This is a genomic window from Ensifer adhaerens (genome assembly GCF_002007205.1).
GTDB classification, from domain to species: Bacteria; Pseudomonadota; Alphaproteobacteria; order Rhizobiales; family Rhizobiaceae; genus Ensifer; species Ensifer adhaerens_D.
The window spans coordinates 84,669-111,594 of record NZ_LAZS01000014.1; the positions used below are offsets into that span (position 1 = coordinate 84,669).

Annotated in this window: 26 protein-coding genes; 11 read left to right on the forward strand and 15 right to left on the reverse strand. The window is 63.5% G+C overall.

Annotated elements, in window-relative coordinates; genetic code table 11:
* Nucleotides 1–68 precede the first annotated feature (68 nt).
* The 4 genes from XB14_RS30610 to XB14_RS30625 are packed head-to-tail and all read left to right on the forward strand — an operon-like array spanning nucleotide 69 to nucleotide 3,611.
* Nucleotides 69–974, forward strand: coding sequence for a metal ABC transporter substrate-binding protein (locus tag XB14_RS30610; RefSeq protein ID WP_077968011.1), 906 nt, complete (start codon nucleotides 69–71; stop codon nucleotides 972–974).
* On the forward strand, nucleotides 971–1,906 hold the full coding sequence (locus XB14_RS30615; RefSeq protein ID WP_077968013.1) for a manganese/iron ABC transporter ATP-binding protein: 936 nt from the start codon (nucleotides 971–973) through the stop codon (nucleotides 1,904–1,906). The genes XB14_RS30610 and XB14_RS30615 overlap by 4 nt, the downstream gene beginning before the upstream one ends.
* Nucleotides 1,903–2,763, forward strand: coding sequence for a metal ABC transporter permease (locus XB14_RS30620; RefSeq protein ID WP_077968015.1), 861 nt, complete (start codon nucleotides 1,903–1,905; stop codon nucleotides 2,761–2,763). Before XB14_RS30615 ends, XB14_RS30620 begins: the two co-directional genes overlap by 4 nt.
* Nucleotides 2,760–3,611 (forward strand): metal ABC transporter permease, encoded by an 852-nt coding sequence (locus XB14_RS30625; protein ID WP_077968017.1) that lies wholly within the window; start codon nucleotides 2,760–2,762, stop codon nucleotides 3,609–3,611. The genes XB14_RS30620 and XB14_RS30625 overlap by 4 nt, the downstream gene beginning before the upstream one ends.
* 40 nt (nucleotides 3,612–3,651) lie before the next feature.
* Here the strand turns inward: XB14_RS30625 and XB14_RS30630 are convergent, their stop codons facing one another.
* Together XB14_RS30630 and XB14_RS30635 are read right to left on the reverse strand one after the other, a co-directional pair.
* Nucleotides 3,652–4,401 carry a F0F1 ATP synthase subunit A gene (locus tag XB14_RS30630; RefSeq protein ID WP_077968022.1) on the reverse strand — a complete coding sequence of 250 codons (750 nt, stop codon included), beginning with the start codon at nucleotides 4,399–4,401 and terminating at the stop codon, nucleotides 3,652–3,654.
* Between the two features lie 325 nt (nucleotides 4,402–4,726).
* Nucleotides 4,727–5,632 (reverse strand): aminoglycoside phosphotransferase family protein, encoded by a 906-nt coding sequence (locus XB14_RS30635; RefSeq protein WP_077968024.1) that lies wholly within the window; start codon nucleotides 5,630–5,632, stop codon nucleotides 4,727–4,729.
* Between the two features lie 281 nt (nucleotides 5,633–5,913).
* Between XB14_RS30635 and XB14_RS30640 the strand changes: the two genes are divergently transcribed.
* The gene (locus XB14_RS30640; RefSeq protein ID WP_077968025.1) at nucleotides 5,914–6,825 is read left to right on the forward strand and encodes a DUF6030 family protein; all 912 of its coding nucleotides are present in this window, start codon (nucleotides 5,914–5,916) and stop codon (nucleotides 6,823–6,825) included.
* A 141-nt stretch (nucleotides 6,826–6,966) separates the two neighbouring features.
* Here the strand turns inward: XB14_RS30640 and XB14_RS30645 are convergent, their stop codons facing one another.
* Nucleotides 6,967–7,398 carry an Lrp/AsnC family transcriptional regulator gene (locus tag XB14_RS30645; RefSeq protein ID WP_065774053.1) on the reverse strand — a complete coding sequence of 144 codons (432 nt, stop codon included), beginning with the start codon at nucleotides 7,396–7,398 and terminating at the stop codon, nucleotides 6,967–6,969.
* A gap of 125 nt (nucleotides 7,399–7,523) precedes the next feature.
* On the opposite strand from XB14_RS30645, the gene XB14_RS30650 reads away from it, so the two are divergent.
* Nucleotides 7,524–8,627, forward strand: coding sequence for a saccharopine dehydrogenase family protein (locus XB14_RS30650; RefSeq protein ID WP_077968027.1), 1,104 nt, complete (start codon nucleotides 7,524–7,526; stop codon nucleotides 8,625–8,627).
* Between the two features lie 86 nt (nucleotides 8,628–8,713).
* On the opposite strand, the gene XB14_RS30655 is transcribed toward XB14_RS30650, so the two are convergent.
* The 8 genes from XB14_RS30655 to XB14_RS30690 all read right to left on the reverse strand — a co-directional run bounded on the left by XB14_RS30655 (nucleotide 8,714) and on the right by XB14_RS30690 (nucleotide 18,384).
* Nucleotides 8,714–10,141 carry a mannose-1-phosphate guanylyltransferase/mannose-6-phosphate isomerase gene (locus XB14_RS30655; protein ID WP_077968029.1) on the reverse strand — a complete coding sequence of 476 codons (1,428 nt, stop codon included), beginning with the start codon at nucleotides 10,139–10,141 and terminating at the stop codon, nucleotides 8,714–8,716.
* Nucleotides 10,142–10,319: 178 nt separating this feature from the next.
* The gene (locus XB14_RS30660) at nucleotides 10,320–10,721 is read right to left on the reverse strand and encodes a F0F1 ATP synthase subunit epsilon (protein ID WP_077968678.1); all 402 of its coding nucleotides are present in this window, start codon (nucleotides 10,719–10,721) and stop codon (nucleotides 10,320–10,322) included.
* A gap of 117 nt (nucleotides 10,722–10,838) precedes the next feature.
* Nucleotides 10,839–12,356, reverse strand: coding sequence for a F0F1 ATP synthase subunit beta (atpD, locus tag XB14_RS30665; protein WP_077968031.1), 1,518 nt, complete (start codon nucleotides 12,354–12,356; stop codon nucleotides 10,839–10,841).
* Between the two features lie 24 nt (nucleotides 12,357–12,380).
* Nucleotides 12,381–13,262 (reverse strand): F0F1 ATP synthase subunit gamma, encoded by an 882-nt coding sequence (locus XB14_RS30670; protein WP_077968033.1) that lies wholly within the window; start codon nucleotides 13,260–13,262, stop codon nucleotides 12,381–12,383.
* A 27-nt stretch (nucleotides 13,263–13,289) separates the two neighbouring features.
* Nucleotides 13,290–14,819: a F0F1 ATP synthase subunit alpha gene (gene atpA / locus XB14_RS30675; RefSeq protein WP_034802507.1), complete on the reverse strand. Its 1,530-nt coding sequence runs from the start codon at nucleotides 14,817–14,819 to the stop codon at nucleotides 13,290–13,292.
* Entirely contained in the window at nucleotides 14,819–15,385 is a 567-nt protein-coding gene (locus tag XB14_RS30680) for a F0F1 ATP synthase subunit delta (protein WP_077968034.1), read from the reverse strand. Before XB14_RS30680 ends, atpA begins: the two co-directional genes overlap by 1 nt.
* Nucleotides 15,386–15,642: 257 nt before the next feature.
* Nucleotides 15,643–16,029 carry a DUF4345 domain-containing protein gene (locus XB14_RS30685; protein ID WP_077968036.1) on the reverse strand — a complete coding sequence of 129 codons (387 nt, stop codon included), beginning with the start codon at nucleotides 16,027–16,029 and terminating at the stop codon, nucleotides 15,643–15,645.
* Between the two features lie 138 nt (nucleotides 16,030–16,167).
* Nucleotides 16,168–18,384, reverse strand: a complete 2,217-nt coding sequence (locus XB14_RS30690) for a primosomal protein N' (RefSeq protein WP_077968038.1) — start codon at nucleotides 18,382–18,384, stop codon at nucleotides 16,168–16,170.
* A 180-nt stretch (nucleotides 18,385–18,564) separates the two neighbouring features.
* Here XB14_RS30690 and fsa point away from each other — a divergent pair, with 180 nt between their 5' ends.
* Complete coding sequence (fsa, locus tag XB14_RS30695; protein WP_077968040.1) at nucleotides 18,565–19,218, forward strand: fructose-6-phosphate aldolase; 654 nt, start codon at nucleotides 18,565–18,567, stop codon at nucleotides 19,216–19,218.
* A 55-nt stretch (nucleotides 19,219–19,273) separates the two neighbouring features.
* On the opposite strand, the gene XB14_RS30700 is transcribed toward fsa, so the two are convergent.
* Both XB14_RS30700 and XB14_RS30705 read right to left on the reverse strand, forming a co-directional pair.
* Nucleotides 19,274–20,407 carry an AAA family ATPase gene (locus XB14_RS30700; protein WP_077968041.1) on the reverse strand — a complete coding sequence of 378 codons (1,134 nt, stop codon included), beginning with the start codon at nucleotides 20,405–20,407 and terminating at the stop codon, nucleotides 19,274–19,276.
* A 62-nt stretch (nucleotides 20,408–20,469) separates the two neighbouring features.
* Nucleotides 20,470–21,393 (reverse strand): GNAT family N-acetyltransferase, encoded by a 924-nt coding sequence (locus XB14_RS30705; protein WP_077968042.1) that lies wholly within the window; start codon nucleotides 21,391–21,393, stop codon nucleotides 20,470–20,472.
* Between the two features lie 135 nt (nucleotides 21,394–21,528).
* Here XB14_RS30705 and XB14_RS30710 point away from each other — a divergent pair, with 135 nt between their 5' ends.
* Together XB14_RS30710 and XB14_RS30715 are read left to right on the forward strand one after the other, a co-directional pair.
* A complete protein-coding gene (locus XB14_RS30710; RefSeq protein ID WP_077968044.1) occupies nucleotides 21,529–22,464 on the forward strand; it encodes a tyrosine recombinase XerC in 936 nt (311 codons plus the stop codon).
* Nucleotides 22,465–22,562: 98 nt separating this feature from the next.
* Entirely contained in the window at nucleotides 22,563–23,648 is a 1,086-nt protein-coding gene (locus tag XB14_RS30715) for a TraB/GumN family protein (RefSeq protein WP_077968046.1), read from the forward strand.
* A gap of 44 nt (nucleotides 23,649–23,692) precedes the next feature.
* Here the strand turns inward: XB14_RS30715 and XB14_RS30720 are convergent, their stop codons facing one another.
* The gene (locus XB14_RS30720) at nucleotides 23,693–24,931 is read right to left on the reverse strand and encodes an MFS transporter (protein ID WP_077968054.1); all 1,239 of its coding nucleotides are present in this window, start codon (nucleotides 24,929–24,931) and stop codon (nucleotides 23,693–23,695) included.
* A gap of 121 nt (nucleotides 24,932–25,052) precedes the next feature.
* Between XB14_RS30720 and XB14_RS30725 the strand changes: the two genes are divergently transcribed.
* Nucleotides 25,053–25,661, forward strand: coding sequence for a TetR/AcrR family transcriptional regulator (locus tag XB14_RS30725; protein WP_077968056.1), 609 nt, complete (start codon nucleotides 25,053–25,055; stop codon nucleotides 25,659–25,661).
* Here the strand turns inward: XB14_RS30725 and XB14_RS30730 are convergent.
* On the reverse strand, nucleotides 25,658–26,137 hold the full coding sequence (locus tag XB14_RS30730) for a DUF2867 domain-containing protein (RefSeq protein WP_077968058.1): 480 nt from the start codon (nucleotides 26,135–26,137) through the stop codon (nucleotides 25,658–25,660). The genes XB14_RS30725 and XB14_RS30730 overlap by 4 nt on opposite strands.
* A gap of 198 nt (nucleotides 26,138–26,335) precedes the next feature.
* Here XB14_RS30730 and XB14_RS30735 point away from each other — a divergent pair, with 198 nt between their 5' ends.
* On the forward strand, nucleotides 26,336–26,830 hold the full coding sequence (locus tag XB14_RS30735; RefSeq protein ID WP_077968067.1) for an acyl-CoA thioesterase: 495 nt from the start codon (nucleotides 26,336–26,338) through the stop codon (nucleotides 26,828–26,830).
* Nucleotides 26,831–26,926: the final 96 nt, after the last annotated feature.

The window sequence follows — 26,926 nt, forward strand, 5'->3', positions numbered from 1 at the left end:
TCTCATTTGCATTGACTTATGCAAATCATTCGCCTACTCCTGTGAACATCAACATCTGGGAGTAGAGAATGATCGATCAGACGAGGCGCGCGATCCTGGCAGCAGCAGTTACCCTGGCAGCCATCGCGCTTTCGCCCAGCGCCGGCTTTGCGCAGGAAAAGTTCAAGGCAGTGACCACCTTCACGGTCATTGCCGACATGGCAAAGAACGTCGCGGGTGACGCTGCCATCGTCGAATCGATCACCAAGCCGGGTGCCGAGATCCACAACTACCAGCCGACACCGCGCGATATCCTGAAGGCGCATGACGCCAAGCTGATCCTCTGGAACGGCCTCAACCTCGAACTCTGGTTCGAAAAATTCTTCCAGAACCTCGACGACGTTCCAGGCGTCGTCGTTTCGACCGGTGTAGAACCCATGGGGATCGCCGAAGGGCCTTATACGGGCAAGCCCAACCCGCACGCCTGGATGTCGCCCTCGGCAGCACTCATCTATGTCGACAACATCCGCGACGCCTTCGTGAAGTACGACCCTGATAATGCCGAGACCTACAAGGCCAATGCCGCGGCTTACAAAAAGAAGATCGAGGCGACCATCGCGCCGATCCGCACCGAGATTGCCAAGATCCCCGAGGACAAGCGCTGGCTGGTTTCGAGCGAAGGCGCCTTCAGCTACCTCATCCGTGATTTCGGGATGAAGGAGCTCTATCTCTGGCCGATCAATGCCGACCAGCAGGGCACCCCGCAGCAGGTCCGCAAGGTGATCGACGCCGTCCGGGCCAACAATATTCCGGTGGTCTTCTCCGAAAGCACGATTTCTCCCGATCCGGCCGAGCAGGTGGCGCGCGAGACCGGTGCAAAATACGGCGGTGTGCTCTACGTTGATTCCCTGAGCGAAGCGGACGGTCCGGTTCCGACCTATATCGACCTGCTGCGCGTCACATCGGAAACCATCGCCAAGGGCCTTGCGCAATGAACCTTCAGGTGAAGACCCGCTCGGGCGCCGCTCCGGCCTCCGGCGAACAAGGAAACGGCATCCGCGTCACGGGTGCCACCGTCACCTACCGCAACGGGCTACGTGCCTTGCGCGATGCCACCTTCGAGATCCCGACCGGCACGATCACCGCGCTCGTTGGCGTCAACGGCAGCGGCAAGTCGACGCTCTTCAAGGCGATCATGGGCTTTGCCCGCCTGTCGCGCGGCGAGATCTCGATCCTCGGGCGCACGGTGCCGGAAGCGCTGAAGAAAAACCTCGTCGCCTATGTGCCGCAGGCAGAAGAAGTCGACTGGAACTTCCCGGTGCTCGTCGAGGACGTCGTCATGATGGGCCGCTATGGCCACATGAACATGCTGCGCATCCCGAAGAAGGCCGACCACGAGGCGGTCACGGCAGCCCTTGCCCGCGTTGGCATGAGCGACTACCGCAAGCGCCAGATCGGCGAACTCTCGGGTGGCCAGAAGAAGCGCGTGTTCCTGGCGCGCGCGCTTGCCCAGGACGGCAAGGTCATCCTGCTCGACGAACCCTTTACCGGTGTCGACGTCAAGACCGAGGACGCGATCATTCGGCTTTTGATCGGCCTTCGCGACGAGGGCCGGGTCATGCTGGTATCGACCCACAACCTTGGCAGCGTGCCTGAGTTCTGCGACCGCACCGTGCTTCTGAAGAACACGGTGCTTGCCTACGGCCCGACCGAAACCACCTTTACCCGCGAAAACCTCGAGCTCGCCTTCGGTGGCGTGCTCCGGCACTTCGTGCTCGGCGGCGACAGCCTGCACGACGACGCGGACCCGCGGCAGTTGGCCGTCATCACCGACGACGAGCGCCCGCTCGTCATGTATGGCGACAAGGACCGCATGGTGGCGCAACCGGCTAAACCCGAGACCAACGGGGAGCCGAACGGCAAATGATCGCCACTCTCTACGAACCCTTCACCTATGGCTACATGCTGAACGCCATGTGGGTGAGCGCGCTGGTCGGCGCCGTCTGCGCCTTTCTCTCGTCCTACCTGATGCTCAAGGGCTGGTCGCTGATCGGCGACGCGCTCTCGCACTCGATCGTGCCCGGCGTCGCCGGCGCCTACATGCTCGGACTACCCTTTTCGCTCGGCGCCTTCTTTTCCGGTGCGCTTGCCGCCGGCGCCATGCTGTTCCTCAACCAGCGCACGAGGCTCAAGGAAGACACGATCATCGGCCTGATCTTCACCTCCTTCTTCGGCCTCGGCCTCTTCATGGTCTCGTTGTCGCCGACATCGGTGAACATCCAGACGATCGTGCTCGGCAACATCCTGGCGATCACGCCGGCCGACACGCTGCAACTGGCGATCATCGGCGTCGTCTCGCTGGTCATCCTGACCGCCAAGTGGAAGGACCTGATGGTGACCTTCTTCGACGAAAGCCATGCGCGCTCGATCGGCATTCCGACGACCTTCCTGAAGGTGCTGTTCTTCACGCTGCTTTCGGCCTGCACCGTCGCAGCCCTTCAGACCGTCGGCGCCTTCCTCGTCATCGCCATGGTGGTGACGCCGGGCGCCACCGCCTACCTGCTGACGGACCGCTTCCCGCGGCTGATCCTGATCAGCGTCGCCATCGGCACACTGACGAGCTTCTTCGGCGCCTATTTCAGCTACTTCCTCGACGGCGCCACCGGCGGCATCATCATCGTGCTGCAGACGCTGATCTTCCTGACGGCCTTCGTCTTCGCCCCGAAACACGGGCTGCTTGCCGCGCGCCGGCGTGGCGCCGAGCCGGCGGATGCCAGCCGATGATCTCGCTCGACATGATGCTTGCCGTCTTCGAATTCGAGTTCATGCGCAACGCGCTCTTGATCTCGGTGCTTGTGGCGATCCCGACCGCGATGCTTTCCTGCTTCCTGGTGCTGAAGGGCTGGTCGCTGATGGGCGATGCGATCTCGCACGCCGTCTTTCCCGGCATCGTGATCTCCTACATCGTCGGCCTGCCGCTTGCCGTCGGCGCTTTTGCCGCCGGCATGTCCTGCGCGCTTCTGACCGGCTACCTCAAGGAGAACAGCCGCATCAAGCAGGATACGGTCATGGGGGTGGTGTTCTCCGGCATGTTCGGCTTCGGCCTGGTGCTCTACACCAAGATCCAGAGCGACGTGCACCTCGACCATATCCTCTTCGGCGACATGCTCGGCATCGGCTGGGGCGACATCGTCGAGACAGGCGTGATCGCGCTGGTCGCCGCCGGCATCCTCGCCGTCAAGTGGCGGGATTTCCTGCTGCACGCCTTCGATCCGGCCCAGGCGAAAGCGGTCGGCCTGCCGGTCAACTGGCTGCATTACGGGCTGCTGGCGATCCTGTCGCTGACGATCGTCGGCGCACTGAAGGCCGTGGGGCTTATCCTTGCCATCGCCATGCTGATCGCGCCCGGTGCCATCGCCTTCCTGATCACCCGGACCATGGGCTCCATGCTCATCGTCGCGGTTCTGGTCGCGATGACGGCGTCCTTCACCGGCGTCTATCTGTCCTTCTTCATCGACAGCGCGCCGGCGCCGACCATCGTGCTCCTGATGACCGCGATGTTCCTGATGGCCTTCGCCTGGTCGTCCTGGCGGACCTATCGCAACGAAGCGCGACGCACGGCGGTCGAATGAGAAAGAGGCTCCCCTTGCAGGGAGCCTCTTTCACTTGTTCTCAGTGGCTCGGATGGAGCGCGTCGTTGAGATACATGCAGGTCAGCATGGTAAAGATGTAAGCTTGGATCAGTGCCATCAGCAGTTCGAGCCCGGTCAACGCGACCGTCATCAGCAGGGGCATGACCGCCGCCAGGATCCCGAGCGCGCCGAAACCGCTAAGCCCCACGACGAAGCCCGCGAAAACCTTGAGCGTGATATGACCGGCGAGCATGACCGCGAACAGACGAACCGAGTGGCTGACCGGACGCGACAGGTAGGAGACGACCTCGATCGGGATGATGATCGGCGCCAGGATCAACGGCACGCCCGACGGCATGAACAGCCGCAGGAAGCCGAGGCCGTGCCGGTAGAGGCCGTAGAGCGTGACCGTCAGGAACACCAGCATCGCGAGCGCGAAGGTGACCGCGATGTGGCTCGTCACCGTGAAGGCATAGGGGAACATGCCGATCAGGTTGGCGGTGAGGATGAACATGAACAGCGAGAAGACCAGCGGAAAGAAACGCATGCCCTTCTCGCCGGCATTGTCGCGCAGTGTCTTCGCCGCAAACTCGTAGAGGATTTCGGCCGCCGACTGCGCCCTGTTCGGCACGAGGCCGCGGCTCCGCGTCGACAGGATGAGGAACAGGCTGGCAACCGCGATCGTCAGCACCATGTAGGCGGCCGAGTTGGTAAAGCTGATCTGGTGGCCGCCGACTTCGGCAATCGGAAACAGCGACTTGATCTCAAATTGTTCGATGGGTCCGGCCATCGTCAACCTCGTGCGTTGGTGACGAAACGTCGGCGGCGCGTGCAGGCGGCCACCAGCGCGTCAGTATGTTGGGAAAGCGATCGGCGGCCGAGATCGTTCCACGAAGCACTGGCTTCCGGCGGGGTGATCGGCTGCTCTACGGAGGAAAGGGTCACGCGGACGGGCCGCGGGCTTCGGGGCTGCATGATGCGATCGGCTCCATATCTCGTTCGAGATAATGGGGCCGTCCCCAGGCGAAACACCGACGCGGGTCGTCCCGCGTGCGCCTGACCTAGAGGCAATTTGCGCTGGGGTCAAGTCGGCGCCTGGCCGGGCGCAACCAGCCTCAGCCGTAGCGGCGATGATCCGCAAGCACCTCGTCGATCACCGCGCGCTGCTTCGCCTTTTCGCTGGCCGGCGCGCCGGTCATGCCGGCAAGAACGATCAGCGCCTTCCAGAGGGTCCAGCCGCGGCCCCGCGCCCAGGTGCCGCCGTCGAGAGCCATGCCGTCGCGGAAGACCTCGCGGCTTTCACCCTGGAAAAACGTCCAGGTGATCGCCAGATCGCAGGCCGGATCGCCGACGCCGGAAGTGCCGAAGTCGATGACGCCGCTCAGGCTGCCGTTCTTAACCAGCAGGTTACCCCAGGCGATATCACCGTGAAACCAGACGGGGGCGCCTGCGAACGGCGCGGCAAGCGCGGCCTCCCAGACCTCTCCTGCCGCCGTCGTATCGACGTCGCCCGCAAGCAGTTTCAGCGCCTGACGCGTCTGCTCATCGTAAAAGGCGGGTGGGCCGCCGCGGTGGAAGTTATGATCGCCGGGCAGTGGTCCACCGGTGGCATCCGCTTGCATCAGCGCACGCAGAAACCGCGTCAGCTCCCTCGCCATCTGCCTGACATCGTCGACCAGCTCGACTGCCAGGGTTTCCCCTGGAAGAAAGCGATAGACCGACCAGGGCCAGGGAAATCCTTCGCCCGGAACGCCCTTGCGGAGGGGCATCGGGATAGGCAGCGGCAGATGCGGTGCGAGCAGCGGCAGCCAGCGATGTTCCTTCTCCACCTGCAGAACGTAGCGCTCGGCGCTCGGCAACCGGACGGTCATCCGGTCGCCGAGACGAAACGTCCTGTTGTCCCAGCCGCCGGGCTCGATCGGCCGCACGTCGAGATCGGACCATTCGGGAAACTGCGCCGCGAGCAGCCGCCGCACGAGCGCAACGTCGATCGAAGGAGCTGCGGATGTCGGCTCTGTCATGGCGAACGTGCGTCCCGTTTCAATCTCTGTCGCCCAAACCTATGCATTCGCCCCCGGATTTCAACTTTTCAGTTCACGCCGGGCGCCTTTCACCGGCGCGTTGTGCCGTGATGCAGTCGCCGCGCCGTTATCGGCGGTTGCATATTGCCGCCGCGGCCGATTTCGAGGATGAAGAAGGCTTGGACATCTTGCTAGCCTGAGATCATGGAAACCCGGCAGACCGATCGCCCTTCGCTGGAGGCTCCGCAACTCATCGCCCGTCACCGGGCGGGCGAGGCGGCATGAGCACGACCAAGGGCAAGACGCCGGCCACAAAGCCCCGCCGCACGGGTCTGCGCTTTTTCCTCGTGGTGTTGCTGTTGATCGCCACGGCCATTCTCGCGACCGCCCTGCTCGCCAATGAACAGCGCAATCTCAGGAAGGTTCTGCTGGCCTTCGGCCTTCCGACGACCTTTCTCGAAAGGGCGAAACCTGCTGAGCAGGAGATTCCGAGGGCGGCAAGGCGCCAACCGCCGCGCATCGCCCTGCCCGCCTGGACCTTCCAGGATCTGCAGACACCCGAGCAGCAGTTCCTGCGTGTCATCCGCAGCGACCCCAAGGCACTTTGCGACGAATTGCGCGAAGCCGGCTTCCGCGAGCTTGAATGGAAATCGAGTGCCGGCGAGCGGGCCCAATGGGAATGCTCGTCGCTCGTTTCCTATCCGCGGCCGGGCGAGGACAAGCCGTCGTCGATCTTCATCTTCGTCAAGGGCAGCGGCGAGGAAGAGATCTCATCGTTCCGCGTCAAGCTCAACATCGAACGCCGGGAAGACAGCCAGGCCGTGACGACGGCGGCGGCACGCGCCGCGTCCGTGTTCCTTGACCACGTGCGCTGGGCGGACGGGGCCAGCGTCACGCTTCAGATCCAGGCTCTGAAGGAATTCGACCTCAAGCATTTCGGCAGCCGCATCCAGCTCAAGCGCGAATCCGACGAGGAGACGCAGCGCTACAATTTCCTCGCCAACCAGCCCGCCCGCGCCCGCCCGAAGAGCATTGCCGAACAATATTTCGACCGAAGCAAGTGGCTCGCCTATGGCGATGGCAGCCTGCGCAGTTTCGTTCGGGGACCGAGTGCCTGGAACGCTCCGGCGCAGGTGCCGGACGGAATGGGCAGCGGCAAGGAAGCATCCGTGCCTTCCGGCAACGCGCCCTGACGACCGCCTCCGCATATCACTTAAGCCGAAGGACGGCCTAAAGCGCGTCGCGATCTTTCAGATTTGCTCCTTGCGCTTTTGGTTTTTGATCCTTTGCAGGTCGTTGTCACAAAACCGCTACGCGCTTTTGCGCGACCTGCTTTAGCGGTCGATCCGGGTCGAGAGAATGATCGACGACAGCGTCCGGTCGACGCCGTCGATTTCGCCGATCCGATCGATCAGGAGATCGAGTTCACTGATTGAGGTCGCCGCGACCACGGCGATCAGGTCGAAGCTGCCGCTGACCGAATGCAGCGTCTGGATCTCTCGGATCGCGCTCAGCTCCGGCGTCACGCGGGGAAGCGCCCGCGGCGCAATGGTGATCAGCACATGCGCTTTCACCAGTCCCTTCTCGTAGCTCTCGGATAGCCGCACGCCATAGCCTGCAATGATGCCCTCGCGCTCCAGCCGCTCGATGCGAGCCTGCACCGTCGTGCGCGACAGGCCAAGCCTGCGCGCGATCGTCGCCGTCGGCATGCGGGCGTTTTCGCTTAAGATGGCGAGAAGCTCGCGATCCTTGTCCGTGATCTGCATTTCGTCGATCCGATTGGGCAATCTGCCGAGTTTCGATAGGCGATTTAGTCATATCACAGCTTCAAATCAACAGCCCCCGCGCCGACAATATGGGCAGAAACAGTTCTCATGCCCTGGGGGAAAGAATGAAGAATATCGTCGTCATCGGAGCAGGCAAGATCGGCTCCACCATCGCTCGCATGCTCGCCCACACCGGCGACTACAGCGTCTGCGTCGCCGACCGCAGCGCCGAGCAGCTGGAGCAGATCGAGAAGCATGCCGCGATCACGACGGCAACCGTCGACATCGGCGACAAGAAGGCGCTCGTCGCCCTTCTTACCGGCAAGTTCGCGGTCCTCAGCGCCGCTCCGTTCCACCTGACGGTGGCAATCGCCGAAGCCGCTGCTGAAGCCGGCATCCACTACCTCGACCTCACCGAAGACGTCGAATCCACCCGCCAGGTCAAGGCGATCGCCGCCAAGGCGAACACCGCCTTCATTCCGCAGTGCGGCCTCGCACCGGGCTTCATCTCGATCGTCGCCAACGACCTCGCCAGCCGCTTCCAGACGCTCGAAAGCGTGCGCATGCGCGTCGGCGCCCTGCCGCAGTACCCGTCGAACGCTCTGAACTACAACCTCACCTGGAGCACCGACGGCGTCATCAACGAGTACATCGAGCCCTGCGAGGCGATCGTTGAGAACAATCTGATCGAAGTTCCGGCCATGGAAGAGCGTGAAGAATTCTCGCTCGACGGCGTCACCTACGAAGCCTTCAACACGTCCGGCGGCCTCGGCACGCTCTGCGAAACGCTGAAGGGCAAGGTCCGTACGCTGAACTACAAGACGATCCGCTATCCGGGCCATGCCGCGATCATGAAGGCGCTGTTGAACGACCTCGGCCTGCGTCATCGCCGCGAAGTCCTCAAGGACATCTTCGAAAATTCGCTGCCGACCACCACCCAGGACGTCGTGGTGATCTTCGTCACCGTTTCGGGCTTCCGTGACGGTCGTCTGATCCAGGAAACCTACGCCAACAAGGTCTATAGCGGCGTCGTTGCCGGTCGCATGCAGAGCGGCATCCAGATCACCACGGCCGGCAGCATCTGCGCCGTGCTCGATCTGCTCGCCGAAGGCAAGATCGCCTCGAAGGGCTTCGTTCGCCAGGAAGACATCGGCCTCGACACCTTCCTCGCAAACCGCTTCGGTCACTACTACGCCCAGAAGGGCGAGAGCGAGCGCGTCGCCGGCTGAGCCAATCAGTCCTGATGCGCCGACTTCAATGCCCGGGTTCAGCCCGGGCATTTTTCGTTTGATGATATGACAGGGCAGGACGCGCTTCAGTTGCGGCCGAATTCGTCCTCGATGCGGACGGTGTCGTCGTCCCCGAGATAGGACCCGGTCTGCACCTCGATCAGCTCCAGCGGAATCTTGCCGGGATTGTGCAGCCGGTGCACCATGCCCAGCGGAATGAACACCGACTCGTTCTCGTGCAGGAGCCGCGTCTCTTCACCCATCGTGATCTCCGCCGTACCGCGCACGACGATCCAGTGCTCGGCGCGATGGTGATGCCTCTGCAAGGAGATCTTCTTGCCGGGCATCACGCGCAACCGCTTGACCGAGAAGCGCTCGCCGTCGGAAAGCGCTGCAACGGCGCCCCAGGGACGGTAGGAGGTCGGGTGCACTTCCGTCAGCGCCGCGGTTTGCGGCGAGCGGGCGAGAACCTTGACGATGTTGCCGACGCTCTGGCTGTCGTCCAGCCGCCCGACATAGACGGCGTCCTCCCCGGCGATGACGGCCACATCCTCAAGCCCCTGGACGGCCAGGTGAATGTCGCGCGACAGAACCAGCGAATTGCGGGTGTTCGATACCGTCGCCCTGTCCGTGACGACATTGCCGTCGGCATCCTTGCGGCCTGTCTTCCAGACCGCGTCCCAGCTTCCGAGATCGGACCACAGGAAGGAAGACGGAACGACGGCAGCGCGCTCGGTCTTTTCGAACACGGCGTAGTCGACCGAGATATCGGGCGCGGCCGCAAAGCTCTCCCCATGAAGGCGGGTGAAGTCCAAATCCTTGTAAGCGCTTTCCACGGCGCTCTGCGCGGCCTCCCACACCTGCGGCGTGAAACGCTTCAACTCGTCGAGAAAGGGCGTCACCGGCAGCATGAACAGACCGGAATTCCAGAGGTAGCGCCCGGAAGCGATCATCGCCGCGGCCTTGGCGCGATCCGGCTTCTCGACGAAGCGCGCCACCCGGTTCGTACCTTCGGCCAGTTCGTCGCCGCACTCGATGTAGCCGTAGCCGGTAGCCGGCTCGGTTGGCGTGATGCCGAACGTCACCAGCTCTCCCCGCACGGCGGCGGCATGCGCCCTTAGAATGCAATCCCGGTAGATGGCGCCGGCATCGATCTCGTGATCGGAGGCGAGCACCTGCATGATCGCCCCTTCGCCGTAGCGGCTAAGGACCGCAAACGCGGCAGCGGCGAGAGCCGGTGCGGTATTGCGCGCCACCGGCTCCAGCAGGATCTCACCGAGATGAGCCTGGAGCGCACGCGCCTGCTCGGCGACGATGAAGCGGAAGTCGCTGTTGGTGACGACGATGGCCGGCTCGTATCGCGCCGGGTCGCTCACCCGTTCGAGCGTCTGCTGGAACAGCGAGTGTTCGGAGAGGATCTGCAGGAACTGCTTCGGCGCAGCGGAGCGCGAGAGCGGCCACAGCCGGGTGCCTTTTCCACCGGCCATGATGACAGGAACAATCTTCGACGTCATGCCAGCGGTCTCTCTTCCTGGGCTGAACGATGCGGGCTCAATACAGTAGCCGTGACGAAGAATGGCCAAAACGGCCGGTCCGGCTGCTATTGGTTACAAGATCAGGCGAAACAGGCAACAAAAAACCCCGCTCGAAGGCGGGGCTTTCTCATTCGCTTCACCCTTCCGGGTGTCCCTTTCAGGCCGGGATCACGATCTCGCCGAGCTTCGTCAGTTCGGCGACGAACTGCTCCAGACGGGTCTTCTTCTCGTCGCCGGCTCCTTCCAGCTCGGCACGAACCGCGTCGATGCGGTTCTCGAGCACCGTGCGGTCGAGTTCATCGACATGGACGGCGGATTCGGCAAGCAGCGTGCAGCCGGTCGGCAGGATATCGGCGAAACCGCCGAACACCACGAAGCGCTCCGTCTTGCCATCGGCCGTCTTCACCGAGACCACGCCAGGCTTGATCGTCGTCATCGTCGGCGCGTGATTGGCCATCACGGTCATCTCGCCCTCGGTCGCCGGAATGACGACTTCCGTCACCTTTTCGGAGAGGAGCAGGCGCTCGGGGGAAACAAGCTCAAAGTTGAAATCGGCCATGACCATTCACTTCTTGTGGGCGCGCCACCCAAAAAGGCGGCTGTGCATGTCTTCCCTGCCATTATCGAAGGCAGGACGAAAGCCTCGGCGCCAGGGCGCCGAGGCTTAACAGTCAAATCAAGCGGCTTCTGCAGCCAGCTTCTTGGCCTTTTCCACCGCTTCTTCGATCGAGCCGACCATGTAGAAGGCAGCTTCCGGCAGGTGGTCGTACTCGCCGTTGACCAGGCCCTTGAAGCCCTTGATCGTGTCTTCGAGTGCGACGAGCTTGCCCGGCGAACCGGTGAAGACTTCGGCGACGAAGAACGGCTGCGACAGGAAGCGTTCGATCTTACGAGCGCGGGCAACGGCCAGCTTGTCTTCTTCAGACAGTTCGTCCATGCCGAGGATGGCGATGATGTCCTGGAGAGCCTTGTAGCGCTGCAGGGTCGTCTGGACCTTACGCGACACTTCGTAGTGCTCTTCGCCGACGATCATCGGGTCGAGCATGCGCGAGGTCGAGTCGAGCGGGTCAACGGCCGGGTAGATACCCTTTTCGGCGATCGAGCGCGACAGAACGGTCGTTGCGTCCAGGTGGGCGAACGAGGTTGCCGGCGCCGGGTCGGTCAAGTCGTCGGCCGGAACGTAGATGGCCTGAACCGAGGTGATCGAGCCCTTGGTCGTGGTGGTGATGCGTTCCTGCATCTGACCCATGTCGGTCGCCAGCGTCGGCTGGTAACCCACGGCCGAAGGAATACGGCCGAGCAGAGCCGACACTTCGGAACCTGCCTGGGTGAAGCGGAAGATGTTGTCGACGAAGAACAGAACGTCCTGGCCCTTGTCGCGGAAGTCTTCAGCGATCGTCAGACCGGTCAGAGCGACGCGAGCGCGGGCGCCCGGCGGTTCGTTCATCTGGCCGTAAACGAGCGCAGCCTTGGAGCCTTCGCCGCCGCCGTGCTTGTTAACGCCGGACTCGATCATTTCGTGGTAGAGGTCGTTGCCTTCGCGGGTACGTTCACCCACGCCTGCGAACACCGAGTAACCACCGTGCGCCTTGGCGACGTTGTTGATCAGTTCCATGATGAGAACGGTCTTGCCGACGCCTGCGCCGCCGAAGAGGCCGATCTTGCCGCCCTTTGCGTAAGGAGCGAGAAGGTCGACGACCTTGATGCCGGTGACGAGGATCTGCGCTTCCGTCGACTGCTCGACGTAGGACGGCGCTTCCTGGTGGATGGCGCGCCTGCCGGAGGTGACGAGCGGGCCCGCTTCGTCAACCGGCTCGCCGATGACGTTCATGATGCGGCCGAGCGTTTCGTCGCCGACCGGAACCGTGATCGGTGCGCCGGTGTCGGTGACCGACTGGCCGCGGACGAGACCTTCGGTCGAGTCCATGGCGATCGTGCGGACGGAGTTTTCGCCGAGGTGCTGCGCGACTTCGAGAACGAGGCGGTTACCGTTGTTGTCGGTCTCCAGCGCGTTCAGGATCTGCGGAAGCTGGCCTTCTTCGAACGCGACGTCGACGACGGCGCCGATGACCTGCGTTACGCGACCGACAGCGCCGGTTGCGGCAACAGCTGCGGTCTTGGCGGAAGCTGCCTTCCTCGGTGCAGCGGGCTTCTTCTCCGCTGCGGTTTCTTTCGGGGTAGCTGCCTTAGCCATAATCCTTACCCTCTTTCCGTAACCTTAGAGCGCTTCCGCGCCCGAGATGATTTCAATGAGTTCCTTGGTGATCTGAGCCTGGCGCTGACGGTTGTAGTTCAGCGTCAGCTTGTTGATCATGTCACCAGCATTGCGCGTCGCATTATCCATCGCGCTCATCTTCGCGCCCATTTCGCCGGCGACGTTCTCGAGCAGGGCCCGGAAGATCTGCACGGAAATGTTGCGCGGAATGAGATCGGTGAGGATCGCGCCCGCGTCCGGCTCATACTCGTAGACGGCCGAAGCATCCGATGCTTCCGCTGCGACCGGGCCGGCCGAAGCGGGGATCAGTTGCTGAGCCGTCGGAATCTGGGCGATAACGGACTTGAACTCAGAATAGAACAGCGTGCAGACATCGAACTCGCCCTTTTCAAAGAGCGCGATGACCTTGTGGCCAATCTGGTCGGCGTTTTCAAAGCCGATCTTCTTGACCTCACGCAGGTCGACACGATCGATGATCAGCGACGCGTATTCGCGGCGCAGAATATCGAAGCCCTTCTTGCCGACGCAGATGATCTTGACCGTCTTGCCGGCTGCAAGCAGCTTGCGAACGTGGTCGCGGGCGTGACGGGCGATCTGCGAGTTGAAGCCGCCGCAAAGGCCGCGTTCAGCCGTGCAGACGACCAGAAGGTGCGTATCGTCCTTGCCGGTTCCGGTCATCAGAGCAGGCGCGCTGTCGTCCGCGCCAACCGCCTGGGCGATATTGGCGAGAACGGCAGCCATGCGCTGCGAGTAAGGCCGGGCGGCCTCGGCCGCCTCCTGCGCACGCCGAAGCTTCGCCGCGGCGACCATTTTCATCGCCTTGGTGATCTTCTGCGTCGCCTTGACGGAGGCGATCCGGTTCTTCAGATCCTTAAGTGAAGGCATCCGTTATCCGTCCTAAATGAAATCCGCTCAGGCGAAAGACTTGGCGAAGCTGTCGATTGCAGCCTTCAGCTTGCCCTTGACGTCGTCGGAGATCGCCTTGTCCTTGCGGATGGTTTCCAGGATGTCCTTGCCTTCCGAACGCATGTACGAAAGCAGGCCCTGCTCGAACTTGCCGACCTGGTTGACCGGCAGCTTGTCGAGGTAACCGTTGACGCCTGCGAAGATGACAGCGACCTGCTCTTCCGTCTTCAGCGGCGAGAACTGCGGCTGCTTCAGGAGTTCGGTCAGGCGGGCACCGCGGTTCAGCAGGCGCTGCGTAGCGGCGTCGAGGTCCGAACCGAACTGAGCGAAGGCGGCCATTTCGCGATACTGGGCGAGTTCGCCCTTGATCGAGCCGGCAACCTGCTTCATCGCCTTGATCTGCGCGGCGGAACCGACGCGCGAAACCGACAGACCGACGTTAACGGCCGGACGGATGCCCTGGTAGAACAGGTCGGTTTCAAGGAAGATCTGGCCGTCGGTGATCGAGATCACGTTGGTCGGAATGAACGCCGAAACGTCGTTGCCCTGCGTTTCGATGACCGGCAGAGCCGTCAGCGAGCCAGCGCCCATGTCGTCGTTCAGCTTTGCAGCGCGCTCGAGCAGACGGGAGTGCAGGTAGAAAACGTCGCCCGGGTAAGCTTCGCGGCCCGGCGGGCGGCGCAGCAGCAGCGACATCTGACGGTAGGAAACGGCCTGCTTCGACAGGTCGTCGTAGCCGATGAGAGCGTGCTTGCCGTTGTCACGGAAGTATTCGCCCATCGCGCAACCGGCGAACGGTGCGAGATACTGCATCGGAGCCGGGTCGGAAGCCGTCGCAGCAACGATGATCGAGTACTGCAGAGCGCCACGCTCTTCCAGAACCTTCACGAACTGGGCAACCGTCGAACGCTTCTGGCCGATTGCGACGTAGACGCAATACAGCTTGTCACCTTCCGGACCATTGTCGTGAATGGCCTTCTGGTTGAGGATCGTGTCGAGGATGATCGCGGTCTTGCCGGTCTGGCGGTCGCCGATGACGAGCTCGCGCTGGCCGCGGCCGACCGGGATGAGGGCGTCGATGGCCTTGAGGCCGGTCGACATCGGCTCATGCACCGACTTGCGCGGAATGATGCCCGGAGCCTTGACGTCGACGCGCGAGCGCTGCTTGGCGTTGATCGGGCCCTTGCCGTCGATCGGGTTGCCGAGCGCGTCGACGACGCGGCCAAGCAGTTCCGGACCAACCGGGACGTCCACGATGGCGCCAGTCCGCTTGACGGTGTCGCCTTCCTTGATGTCACGGTCCGAACCGAAGATAACGACACCGACGTTGTCGGCTTCGAGGTTCAGCGCCATGCCACGAATTCCACCCGGGAATTCGACCATTTCGCCTGCCTGAACATTGTCGAGACCGTAGACGCGGGCAATACCGTCACCGACGGAAAGCACCTGACCGACTTCGGAGACTTCTGCTTCCTGGCCGAAATTTTTGATCTGATCTTTGAGAATTGCGGAAATTTCCGCGGCGCGGATATCCATCAGCCGACCTCTTTCAGTGCAAGCTTAAGGGTAGAGAGTTTGGTGCGAAGGGAAGTGTCAATCTGGCGGGACCCGACCTTGACGATCAGACCTCCAAGAATAGACGGGTCGACGGTGACGCTGACCGCCACGTCTTTGCCGGTGACGCCCTTGAGCGTCGCCTTCAATTCGTTTTGCTGCGCCGCTGTGAGCGCATGGGCCGACGTTACGTCGGCAGTGATTTCACCCCGGTGGCGCGCGGCGATCAGGCGAAACGCCTTGATCATGCCCGGCAGCGCGAAGAGGCGGCGATTGCGCGCAACAACCTTGAGGAAGTTACCGACGAGCCCGGAGATGCCAGCCTTTTCGGAAACTGCCGAAATGGCCTTGAACTGGTCGTCTGCAGAAAAGACGGGGCTTACGATCAGCCGCTTCAGGTCGTCGCTGCCGTCGATCAGAGCCTGGACGCGGTTAAGATCCGCACCCACTGCCTCGACGGAATTGGCGCCGAGCGCGAGCTCAAAAAGCGAGGACGCATATCTTTCTGCAACACCGGAAATAAGCTGGGATGTGTCTGCCACGGGCACAAGCTTCTCTCAATTTCATCCAAGAACCGTGCTGGCGGTGGGCCGTCAACTTAAGATCTTGAATTTGCTGCAATAATTTGCAGGATATCGAGGCCTGGCGACCCACTTCCCCCGCAATTCGCGGTTCGTCTAGCATAGGATGTTTGGACTCGCAACACGCGAAGGGCAGGAATGCGGCATAAGTCGGCCACCTTTGGCCGAATTTTGCCGTAAATCGGTTTCCGAGGATGTGAATCGCGAAAACGCGAGATCGGCGATCAGATCATGCCGAAGACATAGGCGAGCGGAAGGATGGCGAGTGCGGCCTGCACGAGGAGCGCCGTCCAGTTGTAGAGCGTTGCGCCGTTGTCGCTCATCATGGAGAGAATTCGACCGAAGGCGGCAAGCGCAAAGGCGGCACCGACAGCAAGATACACCATCGGCTGCGCCAGCAGGATGGCGGCAAGCCCGAGGCCGACATGCATGCCGCCCATGGTCGAGCGCGCCTCGGCAAAACCACCGCGCCGCCCCTCCGCAATGCCGATGCCGGCTGCGCGAAAGGTCAGCCGCGGGGCAAACAGCATGACGACGCCGATCAGCACCGCTGCCGCCGCCGCGCAGAAGGCGAGGAACTCGCCGGTTTCCGTCGGAATGTAGAACTCCATGCCTCGTCCCGCCGATGCGCCCGTTGTCACTCCGCCCCGTCTTCGGCCGAAGCGATGCGTCCCTGACCTCTAGCGCATGTCGCCCCGGTTGTGAATCGCCCGCGGGCTCTTCAATGCAACGATCACAGGAAACTTGAATTACAGGAAGCTTTGGGGATCGATGTCGAGCTGGACGCTGATCGAGCCGCGTTCCTTCGGGCCGGCAGCGATCATCGCCTTGACGAAGGCCTGCATGTCGCTGTTGCGCCGGCCATGCACCAGCAGCCGGAAGCGGTGCCTCCCGCGCACCAGTGCCAACGGGGCTTCTGCTGGGCCGAGGATCGAGATGCCGTCCGTGCGGGGCGCTGCCATGCGCAAACCCCGCGCGTGGCCCTCGGCATCCTGGCGCGTGTCGGCCGAAACGATCAGCGAGGCAAGGCGGCCGAAGGGCGGCAGCAGCGCCTTCTCGCGCTCGGCGATCTCGCGGTCGTAAAACGCATCCGCATCGCCGGAAACGATCGCCTGCATCACCGGATGCTGAGGCTGGTAGGTCTGCAGGAGGCCGAGGCTCTTGAGGCCCGTTCGCCCCGCACGCCCCGTTACTTGCGAGAGCAGCTGGAAGGTCCTCTCCGCCGCGCGCGGATCGCCATTGGCAAGGCCAAGGTCGGCATCGACGATGCCGACCAGCGTCATCAGCGGAAAATTGTGCCCCTTGGCGACGAGCTGCGTGCCGATGACGATGTCGGCCTCGCCGCGGGCAATGGCGTCGAGTTCCAGCCGCAGACGCTTGACGCCCATCAGGTCGGAAGACAGCACGATGGTGCGCGCCTCGGGGAAATGCCGTTCCACCTCCTCGGCGATGCGCTCGACCCCGGGACCGCAGGCAACGAGATGGTCCAGCGTGCCGCACTCGGGGCAAGCCTCCGGCGTGCGCTCGGAATAGCCGCAATGGTGGCACTGGATCTGCCCGCGGAAGCGATGTTCGACGAGCCAGCTGGAACAATCCGGGCACTGGAAGCGGTGACCGCAGACGCGGCAGAGCGTCAGGGGCGCGTAACCGCGTCGGTTGAGGAAGAGCAGCGCTTGTTCACCGCGCTCGACAGCCTTGCCGACCTGGTTCAAGAGCACCGGCGACAGAAAGCCGCCGCGTGCCGGCGGATGCTGGCGCATGTCGACCACGCCGAGCCGCGGCAGCGCCGCATCACCAAAACGGGTCGGCAGGTGGATCGGCTTGTAGCGGCCGACTTCGCCATTGACCCGGCTTTCGACCGACGGCGTCGCCGACACGAGCACGACGGGAAAGCCGGTGATACGGCCGCGCACGACGGCCATGTCGCGTGCATTGTAGAAGACCCGGTCTTCCTGCTTGTAGGCCGGATCATGTTCTTCATCGACGATGATCAGGCCCAGTTCCTCGAACGGCAGAAACAGCGCCGAGCGCGCACCGGCAACGACCCGCACCGTTCCCGTCGTCACCTGACGCCAGACCTTTTCGCGGGTGCGCGGCGCGAGGTCCGAGTGCCACTCGGCCGGTTTCGAGCCGAAGCGATCCTGAAAGCGCTCGAGAAAACTCGACGTCAGCGCGATTTCGGGAAGCAGGATCAGCACCTGCTTGCCGGCGCGCAGCGTCGCGGCGATCGCCTCGAAATAGACCTCGGTCTTGCCCGAGCCGGTGATGCCGTCGATCAGTGATACAGAAAAGCCGCCCGCTTCGACCGCCGCCAGCAGATCGGCTGCCGCATCCTTCTGCGGACCTTCGAGCCGGGGCGCGACAAAATCGGGATCGGGCAAGGCGACGACCGGCGGCGGTGCCATGAAGACAGTTTCAAACACACCCTGCTGCGTCAGCCCGTCGATCACGCTCGACGAGGTGCCCGCCGCATGCGCAAGCCCCGAGCGTGTCCAGGAGAAGCCGTCGCCGGCAGCGGCAATCACGCGCTCGCGCGCCGCCGTCATGCGCTCCGGCCGCATCTCGGTGAGGCGCAGCGCCTCGACCATAGGCTCCGGATCAAAGGCCGCGGGGGCGCGAAGCGCCATCCGCGCGACCAGCCCCGGTGGCGTGACCGTATAGGTCGACACCCAATCGAGAAAGGTACGCATGTCGCGCGTCAGCGGTGGGCAGTCGAATACCTTCTCGATCGATTTGAGTTTCTTGGCATCGACCGTCCCGTCATCCTCGCCATCCCAGACCACGCCGACGACGAGACGGGGCCCGAGCGGCACCTGCACGATCGAACCCGGCTCGACCGCCATCGTGTCGGGAACCGCATAGGAATAGGCTTTCGGTGCCGGCATGGGCACCAGGACCGGCACGACGCGACGGGCCGAAACAGGCCCGAGCAAATCGCCGAATAAATCGGTTGAATCGCGAGTCATTTTGCCGTGACCTTGCCACGTGTTTCGGTTAAAGAAAACTGCGCTGCGAACCGCAGCCTTGCAGGCCGCAGGGTTTGTCACGGTTCCACCAGAGTTTCAACGCGCGCGATCTCTGCCAACGGAATTCCTCCCCGGTAGATATGCGCCCGAACGGCAATCGTGCCCCAAGGGAGTGACCCCATGAAATTTTTCGTTGATACCGCCGACGTCAAGGAAATCCGCGAGCTGAACGATCTCGGCCTTCTCGATGGCGTCACCACCAACCCGTCGCTGATCCTGAAGTCGGGCCGCGACATCACGGAAGTCACCAAGGAAATCTGCGGCATCGTCGAGGGCCCGGTTTCGGCTGAAGTGACCGCGACCGAATATGCCGAGATGATGAAGGAAGCGGCCGTTCTCTCGAAGATCGCCGACAACATCTGCATCAAGCTGCCGCTGACGCTCGACGGCCTCAAGGCCTGCAAGGCACTGACCTCGGACGGTCACCAGACCAACGTAACGCTGTGCTTCTCGGCCAACCAGGCGCTGCTCGCCGCCAAGGCCGGCGCGACCTTCGTTTCGCCCTTCGTCGGCCGCCTCGACGACATCGCGTTTGACGGCATGGACCTGATCCGCGAAATTCGCCACATCTTCGACAACTACGGCTACGAGACCGAGATCCTCGCCGCCTCGATCCGCACGGTCAACCACGTCAAGGAAGCCGCCCTCATCGGCGCCGACGTCGTCACTGCACCGCCGGCAACCCTGAAGGCGCTGGTCAAGCACCCGCTGACCGACAAGGGCCTGGAACTGTTCCTGGCCGACTGGGCCAAGACCGGCCAGAAGATCGCCTGATACTTTCAGGAAAGTTCAGAAAGAGCCCGGCCACCGCGCCGGGCTTTTTTGTTGCCTACTCGTCATCGTCCATCAGCCCTGTCAGCCGCATGCCGTCGATCCAGGTGGCGCTGTCCTTGCGGATCACTCGCCGCGGACGAATGCCCGAGCGTTGACGCACTTCCTGCGCCAGCCGCTCCGAATGGGTGACGATCCAGATCTGGCTTTCGCGCGACGCGCTGGCGATCATGTCGGCAAGCGCCGGCAGCATGTCCGGGTGCAGGCTGGTCTCCGGCTCGTTGAGCGCGATGAAGCGGGGACGGCGGTAGGACAGCAACGCCGCCGCCAGCGCCAGGAAACGCATCTGCCCGTCGGAAAGCTCGCGCGGCGAAAACGGCCGGCTGGGAAAATCCGGAAAGACCAGCGAAAATTCGGCGAACTGGCCAGGTTCGGGAACATCGAGGTAAGCGCCGCCGAACGCATCGGCGATGGCCCGGTCGAGATCGACCGTGTCCTCGCGCGTGTGCCGGAGAGTGGCAAAAACCGCCGCCATGTTGACGCCTGTCTCATCCAGCATCGGGGCGGTGACGGCGAGACAAGGCAGCCGCAGGGGCGATTCGCGGTCGGTGCGGAAGCCGTGGAAGAACCGCCACTGATCGACGGCGCGGCGGAAGGTGCCGACCTCCGGATAGTGACCGGCATCACCGAGCAGCGAGATCGCCGTTTCTGATGTCAGCGCCTGCTCCGGATAGTCCTCCATCCGTCCGCGTTCGCCGCGCACGAAGATGCCGGGCCCGGAGCGCTTCATCATGGTCACCGGCCGGCGGCCGGTTTCGACCGTCAGCTCCTCTTCCTTGACCTGTGGCTCGTAGGCGAACCCGGCGGCAGGCGGAGGTGGGCGCAGTCCAGCCTCGATGCGGTAACGGAAGGTGATCGCGCGTTCTTCGTCCAGAAGCTCGGTTTCCAGCCGGATGCGCACCGGCTTGTCGGCGCGTCGGCGGCCGCTCCAGAGCGCCGAGGACATGCCGCCCTCCTCGGCAATCTCGCGCGCAAGCGTGCCGCGCGTTGCCGATTGCACCAGCTGAAGCGCGCGGTAGAGATTGGACTTGCCGACGCCGTTCTCACCGATGAACAGGTTGACCCCGGTCAGATCCATGCGGATCGACTTCAACGAACGGTAGTTTTCGGCGAACATGGATTGAAGCTGCATGGTGCAAGACCTAGCCGATCCGCCATCCGGCGTGAAGCCCGGCCGGGATGGCGCGGCATGTGCTAGAGCGCTGCTGCTACCTGCAGTTTGGGCTGGAACGCCGCGTCGGCATCGATCGCCAGATCGAAGACCGTGTGCCTTTCCAGCGCCTTCGTCACCTCGCCAGCCTCACCGTCCAGCGCCTCCGGCGGGATCAGATTGCCGATACGGAAGTCGAAGAGGTCGCCCTTCTTGTTCAGCAGCTCGTGGAACACGGTCATGTCGCGCAGCTCGGTCGACCACTTGGCGAACCAGTAGAACAGGCCGGAATTTCGGGCGCTCATATGCACAGGCAGGATCGGCAAGCCGTATTTGCGCGCAAAGCCCACCGCCGACGTCTTCCACGGCCGCTCGTTGAGGCAGCCATCCGCCCAATAGGCGATGCGGCCGGAGGGGAAGAGCACCGTCGCCTTGCCCTCGCCGATCGCCCGGTTGGTGACCTGCAGCGTCTCGCGCGCCTTCAGCTTGCTCTTGTGTTCCTCGCGCCATTCGACCGGAATGACCATTTCGACGAAACGCGGGTTGACGCGAATGGCATCGCGATTGGCGAAGAACATCATGTCCGGTCGCCGCGACTTCAGAAGGTCGAAGACGGCGATGCCGTCGGCAATACCGGTCGGGTGGTTGCTGACGAGCAGGAAGCCGCCCTTCTGCGGTATGCGCTCGGCCCGGTCGACGCGCACCTCCAGCGAGAGCAGCGAACTCAGATGCTCGAAGGCCTGGAAACCAGGCATGTTCCCGACCGCATCGGCGAACTCGTGCGCCTTGCGATAGTTCAGCAATGCATAGAGAAAAGGTCGCATCAACGGCCATAGCGGGCTCTTGACGATCCGCTGCCCGCGCTCTGCGATCAGGGTGTCGACGATGTGGCCGGGCTGCCCCTGGGAAACCAGGGCGATTACTTCAGCAAAATGCGCGATCCCGTTCACCGAATCCCGTCCCGCCATAGTCCGATCCGTTTGTTTGCGGCTGACCATCGCAATTCTATATGATCGAAGGATGACAAATTCCAAGGGTGCATTAGCAAAAACATAAGATGCGTCAGGGCATTGTCGCGGGCGGACCATCAATGGAAAGCGACAATGAACGAGCTTCTCGTCATCGGCCATCCGGAGCTACTCGCCGAGCGCCAGCGCTGGCTGGACGGGCTCATGCGGGAGCGCCGTCTCTCCGACAACACCGTCGAGGCCTATGAGCGCGACACGCGACAGTTCCTGACGTTTCTCACCGGCCATCTCGCCGGGCCGCCGCGGCTTTCCGATATCCGGACGCTGAGGCCGGCGGATCTGCGCGGCTTCCTTGCCCAGCGTCGCAAGGGCGGTGCCGGCGCGCGCACGCTCGGCCGCGGGCTCGCCGGGCTTCGCTCCTTCCTGCGCTACCTCGAACGCAACGGCCTTGCCAATGCGGCCGGTGCGGCTGCGGTGCGTTCGCCCAAGCAACCGAAATCGCTACCGAAGCCGCTCACAGACCGCGACGCGCTGAATGTGGTAACATCGGAGGCGCAGCTTGCCGAGGAACCCTGGATCGCCGCACGCAACGCAGCGGTGCTGACCCTGCTCTATGGCTGCGGCCTGCGCATTTCCGAAGCGCTCGGCCTCACGCCGTCGGAATTTGCCGGCGCGCCATCGTCGCTGCGCATCATCGGCAAGGGCGACAAGACCCGCATCGTGCCGCTGATCGAGGCCGCACGTCAGGCCGTCGCCACCTACCTCAAGCTCTGCCCCTATCATCCCACGGCAGACGAGCCATTGTTTCGCGGTGCGCGCGGCGCCAAGCTGCAGCCGGCGATCATCCAGCGCGAGATGCAGAAGCTGCGCGGCGCGCTCGGCCTGCCCGAGACCGCGACGCCGCACGCCTTGCGCCATTCCTTCGCCACCCATCTGCTTGCCGGCGGCGGCGATCTCAGGACCATTCAGGAACTGCTCGGCCATGCCAGCCTGTCGACCACCCAGGTCTATACCGGCGTCGATTCGGCCCGGCTTCTGGAGATCTACGACCGTGCCCATCCGCGCGCCTGATTTTCGGCGGAGAGGTGGATTAACCATGCCCGTTAAGGAAGCCGTGACCGGCCCGGGCCTAGGGTCGACCATTGACCATGCGACTGTCGAGGAAAACGATGACCGCCTTTGCGAGACCTGAGCGAAACCTGCCGCGACACCTGCTTGTGCGGCTCGCCGACGGCGCTCTCTGGCTGGTCGCCCTGCTGCATGTCCTGCTCGCCGCCTGCCTCGTCGTCGCTCTCGTCTTCGTTTCTAAGGCCGATGCCACGGAGGTCGAATGTGGTGGCGCGAATGTTCTGACCGCGCTTGCAAAATCCGACCCGACGAAACTGGCCGCGCTCGAAGCGGAAGCCGCTGCCGTCCCGAACAGCAAGGGCATCTTCTGGAAGATCGAGAAGGACGGTGTCCCGCCGTCCTGGCTGCTCGGCACGATGCACGTCACCGATCCGCGTGTGCTGGCCCTGCCGCTTGAGGCGCCCGCCGCCTTCGAGGCAGCCTCGACCGTCATCGTCGAATCGGACGAGATCATCGACGAGAAGAAGTCGGCCGCCGCGATCCTGATGCGACCCGATCTCACCATGCTTCCGGACAACAAAACGATCGCCGACTTCCTGAAGCCGGGCGAGCGCGAACAGCTCGAAGCGGGCCTCAAGGCACGCGGCATTCCGCTGACGCTGGTTTCCCGCATGAAGCCCTGGATGATCGCGAGCTTCGTCGCGCTTCCCGCCTGCGAAATGACCCGCAAGGCGGCGGGCGCCTCCTTCCTCGACAAGAAGATCGCCGAGGATGCCGTCAGTCAGGGCAAGACGCTGAAGGGCCTGGAAACGCTGGTCGAGCAACTCGCCGCCATGGACTCGCTGCCGACCGAGCTGCATCTGCGCGCGCTCATCGAGACGCTGGCGCTCGGCAAGACGATCGACGACGTCTTCGCGACGATGACCGATCTCTACCTCGCCGGCGACACCGGCATGATCATGCCGATGATGAAAGCCGTGTCGGACAAGAGTGCCGAGGATTTCGGCTATGCCGATTTCGAGCAGCGCATCATTGTCGATCGCAACAAGACCATGGCGACGCGCGCCGCGCCGATCCTGAAGGACGGCGGCGCCTTCATGGCCGTCGGCGCGCTGCACCTGCCCGGCAAGGAAGGCCTGCTCGAGCTGCTGCGCGCCCAGGGCTTCACAGTCACGCGCGCCAACTGACGAGACCGGCAGCCCGCGGGTGCCCTCCGGAACGCCGTCCCTTCTCAGCTTTGCGCACCTGCGCGCGAAACGACCTCGGACGCACTTGCGATGTCATCATCACCCTCAATCCGCGACAGGCGGCGATAGCCCCAGAACGCAGCGCCAAGGATCAAGGCACCGGCGGCCAGCGCGATGGTGAAGCCGGCAGACACGCCGAAGCGCGCGACCACGCCCCCTGACACCGCAGCACCCGCAGCAACCCCGATCCCGAGGCCGGTCGTCAGCCAGGTCAGTCCCTCCGTCAGTTTCGACGGCGGCACGGCGGTTTCGCCGATGCTCAAGGCAACGATCATCGTCGGCGCGAAGAATACGCCCGATATGAACATCATGACCGCCAGACTGCCGATGCCGCCGGCAAACAGCAGCGGCAAAGTGCTGGCGGCCGTCATGCCCGCACCGATCAGGAACAGCTTCGGCAGCGGCAGGCCGACCCTGACCGCGCCGAACGCCAGGCCGGCGATGCAGGAACCGAGCGCATAGAGCGAAAGCACCAGGCTTGCAGCCGCCGGTCGTCCCTCGGCTTCCGCAAAGGCGACGCTGACCACGTCGATCGTGCCGACGATGATGCCCATGCCGGCAAGCGCCACGATCAGCACGCGCAGCGTGGGGTAGCGAAGAACCGACCCCGGCGCGATCGTTTCTGCCGGTTTGACGGGCGGCTCGGTGCCCTTCTGCAACACGAAGGCGGTGACGCCGACGGCGAGGCAGAGGGCGGCCGCCAGCGGTCCGGCTTCGGGAAACAGGCCGACACTGAGGCCGACGGCGATCGGCGGTCCGACGATGAAGCAGATCTCGTCGAAGACCGATTCGAGCGAGAAGGCGGTCTTGAGTTCGGGGCGACCCCGATAGAGTTCTGTCCAGCGCGCCCGGGTCATCGCCGACATGCTCGGCGTGCACCCAGCAAGGATTGCAAAGACGAAAAGCGTCCAGTCCGGCGCCTGCCAATGGGTCGAGATGAGGAGCGCAGACGTGCCGAGAGCGCTGAGCGCGGCGGCAACCGGCAGGACGCGGCTTTGGCCGAACCGATCGACGAGCCGCGATACCTGTGGCGCCAGAAGCGCTGAGGCAAGCGTGAAGGCGGCAGCGACGCCGCCGGCAAGTCCGTAACTGCCGCGCGACTGGGCCAGCATGGTGATGATGCCAATGCCCATCATCGACAGCGGCAGGCGCGACACCAGTCCCGCCAGGGCAAAGCCGACCGTGCCTCTTGCGGCGAAGATCTGTGCATAGGGATTGGCCATGAAAACTCCTGTAATACATGCCTGAGCGTCGCGTCATTCGCATACGCCGCGTATGGGAGTGATATTGACATACGCTTCGCATGTCAATTAATATACGAAACGTATGCGGAAGGAATTGCAAATGACGAGGCGCGCGCGCAGCGACATGATTGCCGAAACGCGGGGCAAGCTGATTGCCGCCGCGAGGGATGCCTTCAGCCGCAACGGCTACGCCGAGACCTCCATGGACGATTTCACCGCGTCGGCCGGCCTCACGCGCGGCGCGCTCTACCATCATTTCGGCGACAAGAAGGGGCTGCTGCGTGCGGTCGTGGAGACCCTGGACGGCGAGATGGATGCACGGCTCGACGCCGCCTCCGAAACGCCGCACCCATGGGATGGTTTCGTGCGACGCTGCAGGCTCTATCTGGAGATGGCGCTCGAACCGGAGATCCGGCAGATCGTATTGAAGGATGCGCCGGCATTTCTCGGAGCAAGCGTGCTGGAGCCGAGCAGACGCCAATGCCTCGCTTCGCTTGCCGCCAAGCTCTCGGCGATGATGGCCGCGGGCATCGTGCGGCAAGCGGATGCCGAGACCTTGGCGCGGATGATCAATGGCGCGCTTGCCGATGCGGCGCTCTGGATTGCCGAGGCGGATGATCCTCAGCCGCGACTTGGCAAGGCGGTCGACAATCTGGACGTGCTGCTATCCGGGTTGAAAAACAGCGTGCGGACGGCGACGAGCAGTTAGAAACCCGGCCGGCCCACACCTTCAAGAAGCGTCGGCACGATCATCTTGTGAAACGGCATCACTGCCGCCAGGTAGATGCGCCCCAGCGTGTTGTGGCGGCGGATCAGCGTCGTGACGCCGACGATCTGGTTGACCGCGGATCCTGCCCTGACATCGACGACGATGCGAAAATCGAGATGTTTGTCGTCGAACCCCAGCACCACCTCGTCGTCGGTCCTCGACAGCACCGGGAACGCGCCCACCAACCCAAGACGCCCCGGCTTCGGCGCCGCGGACTTCAGGCCAATAAGCGAGACGGCGCGGTTGCGCAGACGCAGCAGGTCGCGGACCCAGCGGGGCGAACGGCCCAGCGACAGCTCCGCGGCTTGCGCAGCGGTCATTCCCTTGCCGTCGAGGGCGAGCTCGAAGCGATCCGCCCAGTCGGCATTTGGAAGATGCCGGTTCGGCAAGGACGCGGCCACGGCTCTCGGTTTCATGGTTCCTCCTGACGCATCATGCGTGATGAAGCATGATTGCGCCCCTTTCCCCTGCTGCACAGGCCGCCGCTTGTCGCAGCCCCCGGGCCAATCGTCACACCTGACGCCTCCCGCCAGCAAGACCACCCTTCCCTTCACGGCAGCAAGCCCGCATAACTCGGGTCAGACGCCGCAATCGCATCCACTGAGGAGATAAAGATGGAAACCAGCCATGACCCGCGCGAACTCGAAATGGTCGTGCTGATGACGCCGGACATGGCGAACTTCAGCGGCAAGGTCCACGGCGGCGCGCTGCTCAATCTTCTCGACCGCGTGGCGTTCTCCTGCGCCTCGCGCTACTCGCAGCAATATGCCGTGACGCTCTCGGTCGACCAGGTCACCTTCCGCCAGCCGATCCATGTCGGCGAGCTCGTCACCTTCCGCGCCGCTGTCAACAATGCCGGCCGCACCTCGATGGAAATCGGTATCCGGGTCGAGGCCGAGAACATCAGGAGCGGCGAGCGCCGCCACACCAATTCCTGCTACTTCACCATGGTTGCCGTCGATGCCGACGGCAGCCCGACCCCGGTTCCGGCCCTTGTCACCGACACAGCCGACCGCAAACGCCGGCAGCGCGCTGCCGAGGCACGGCGCAGCCTGAGGCGCGAGTTCGAGGAGCGTTTCCACGCCCTCAGGTCCGCTTCCGAGGAGTGATACGGTCGCTTGGCGACCAGAAATGCCGATGGCGGCAATGTCAGCGGACGCTGACGCCGCCGAGGTGGTAATGGCCACAATCGGCAGCCGGCGCGC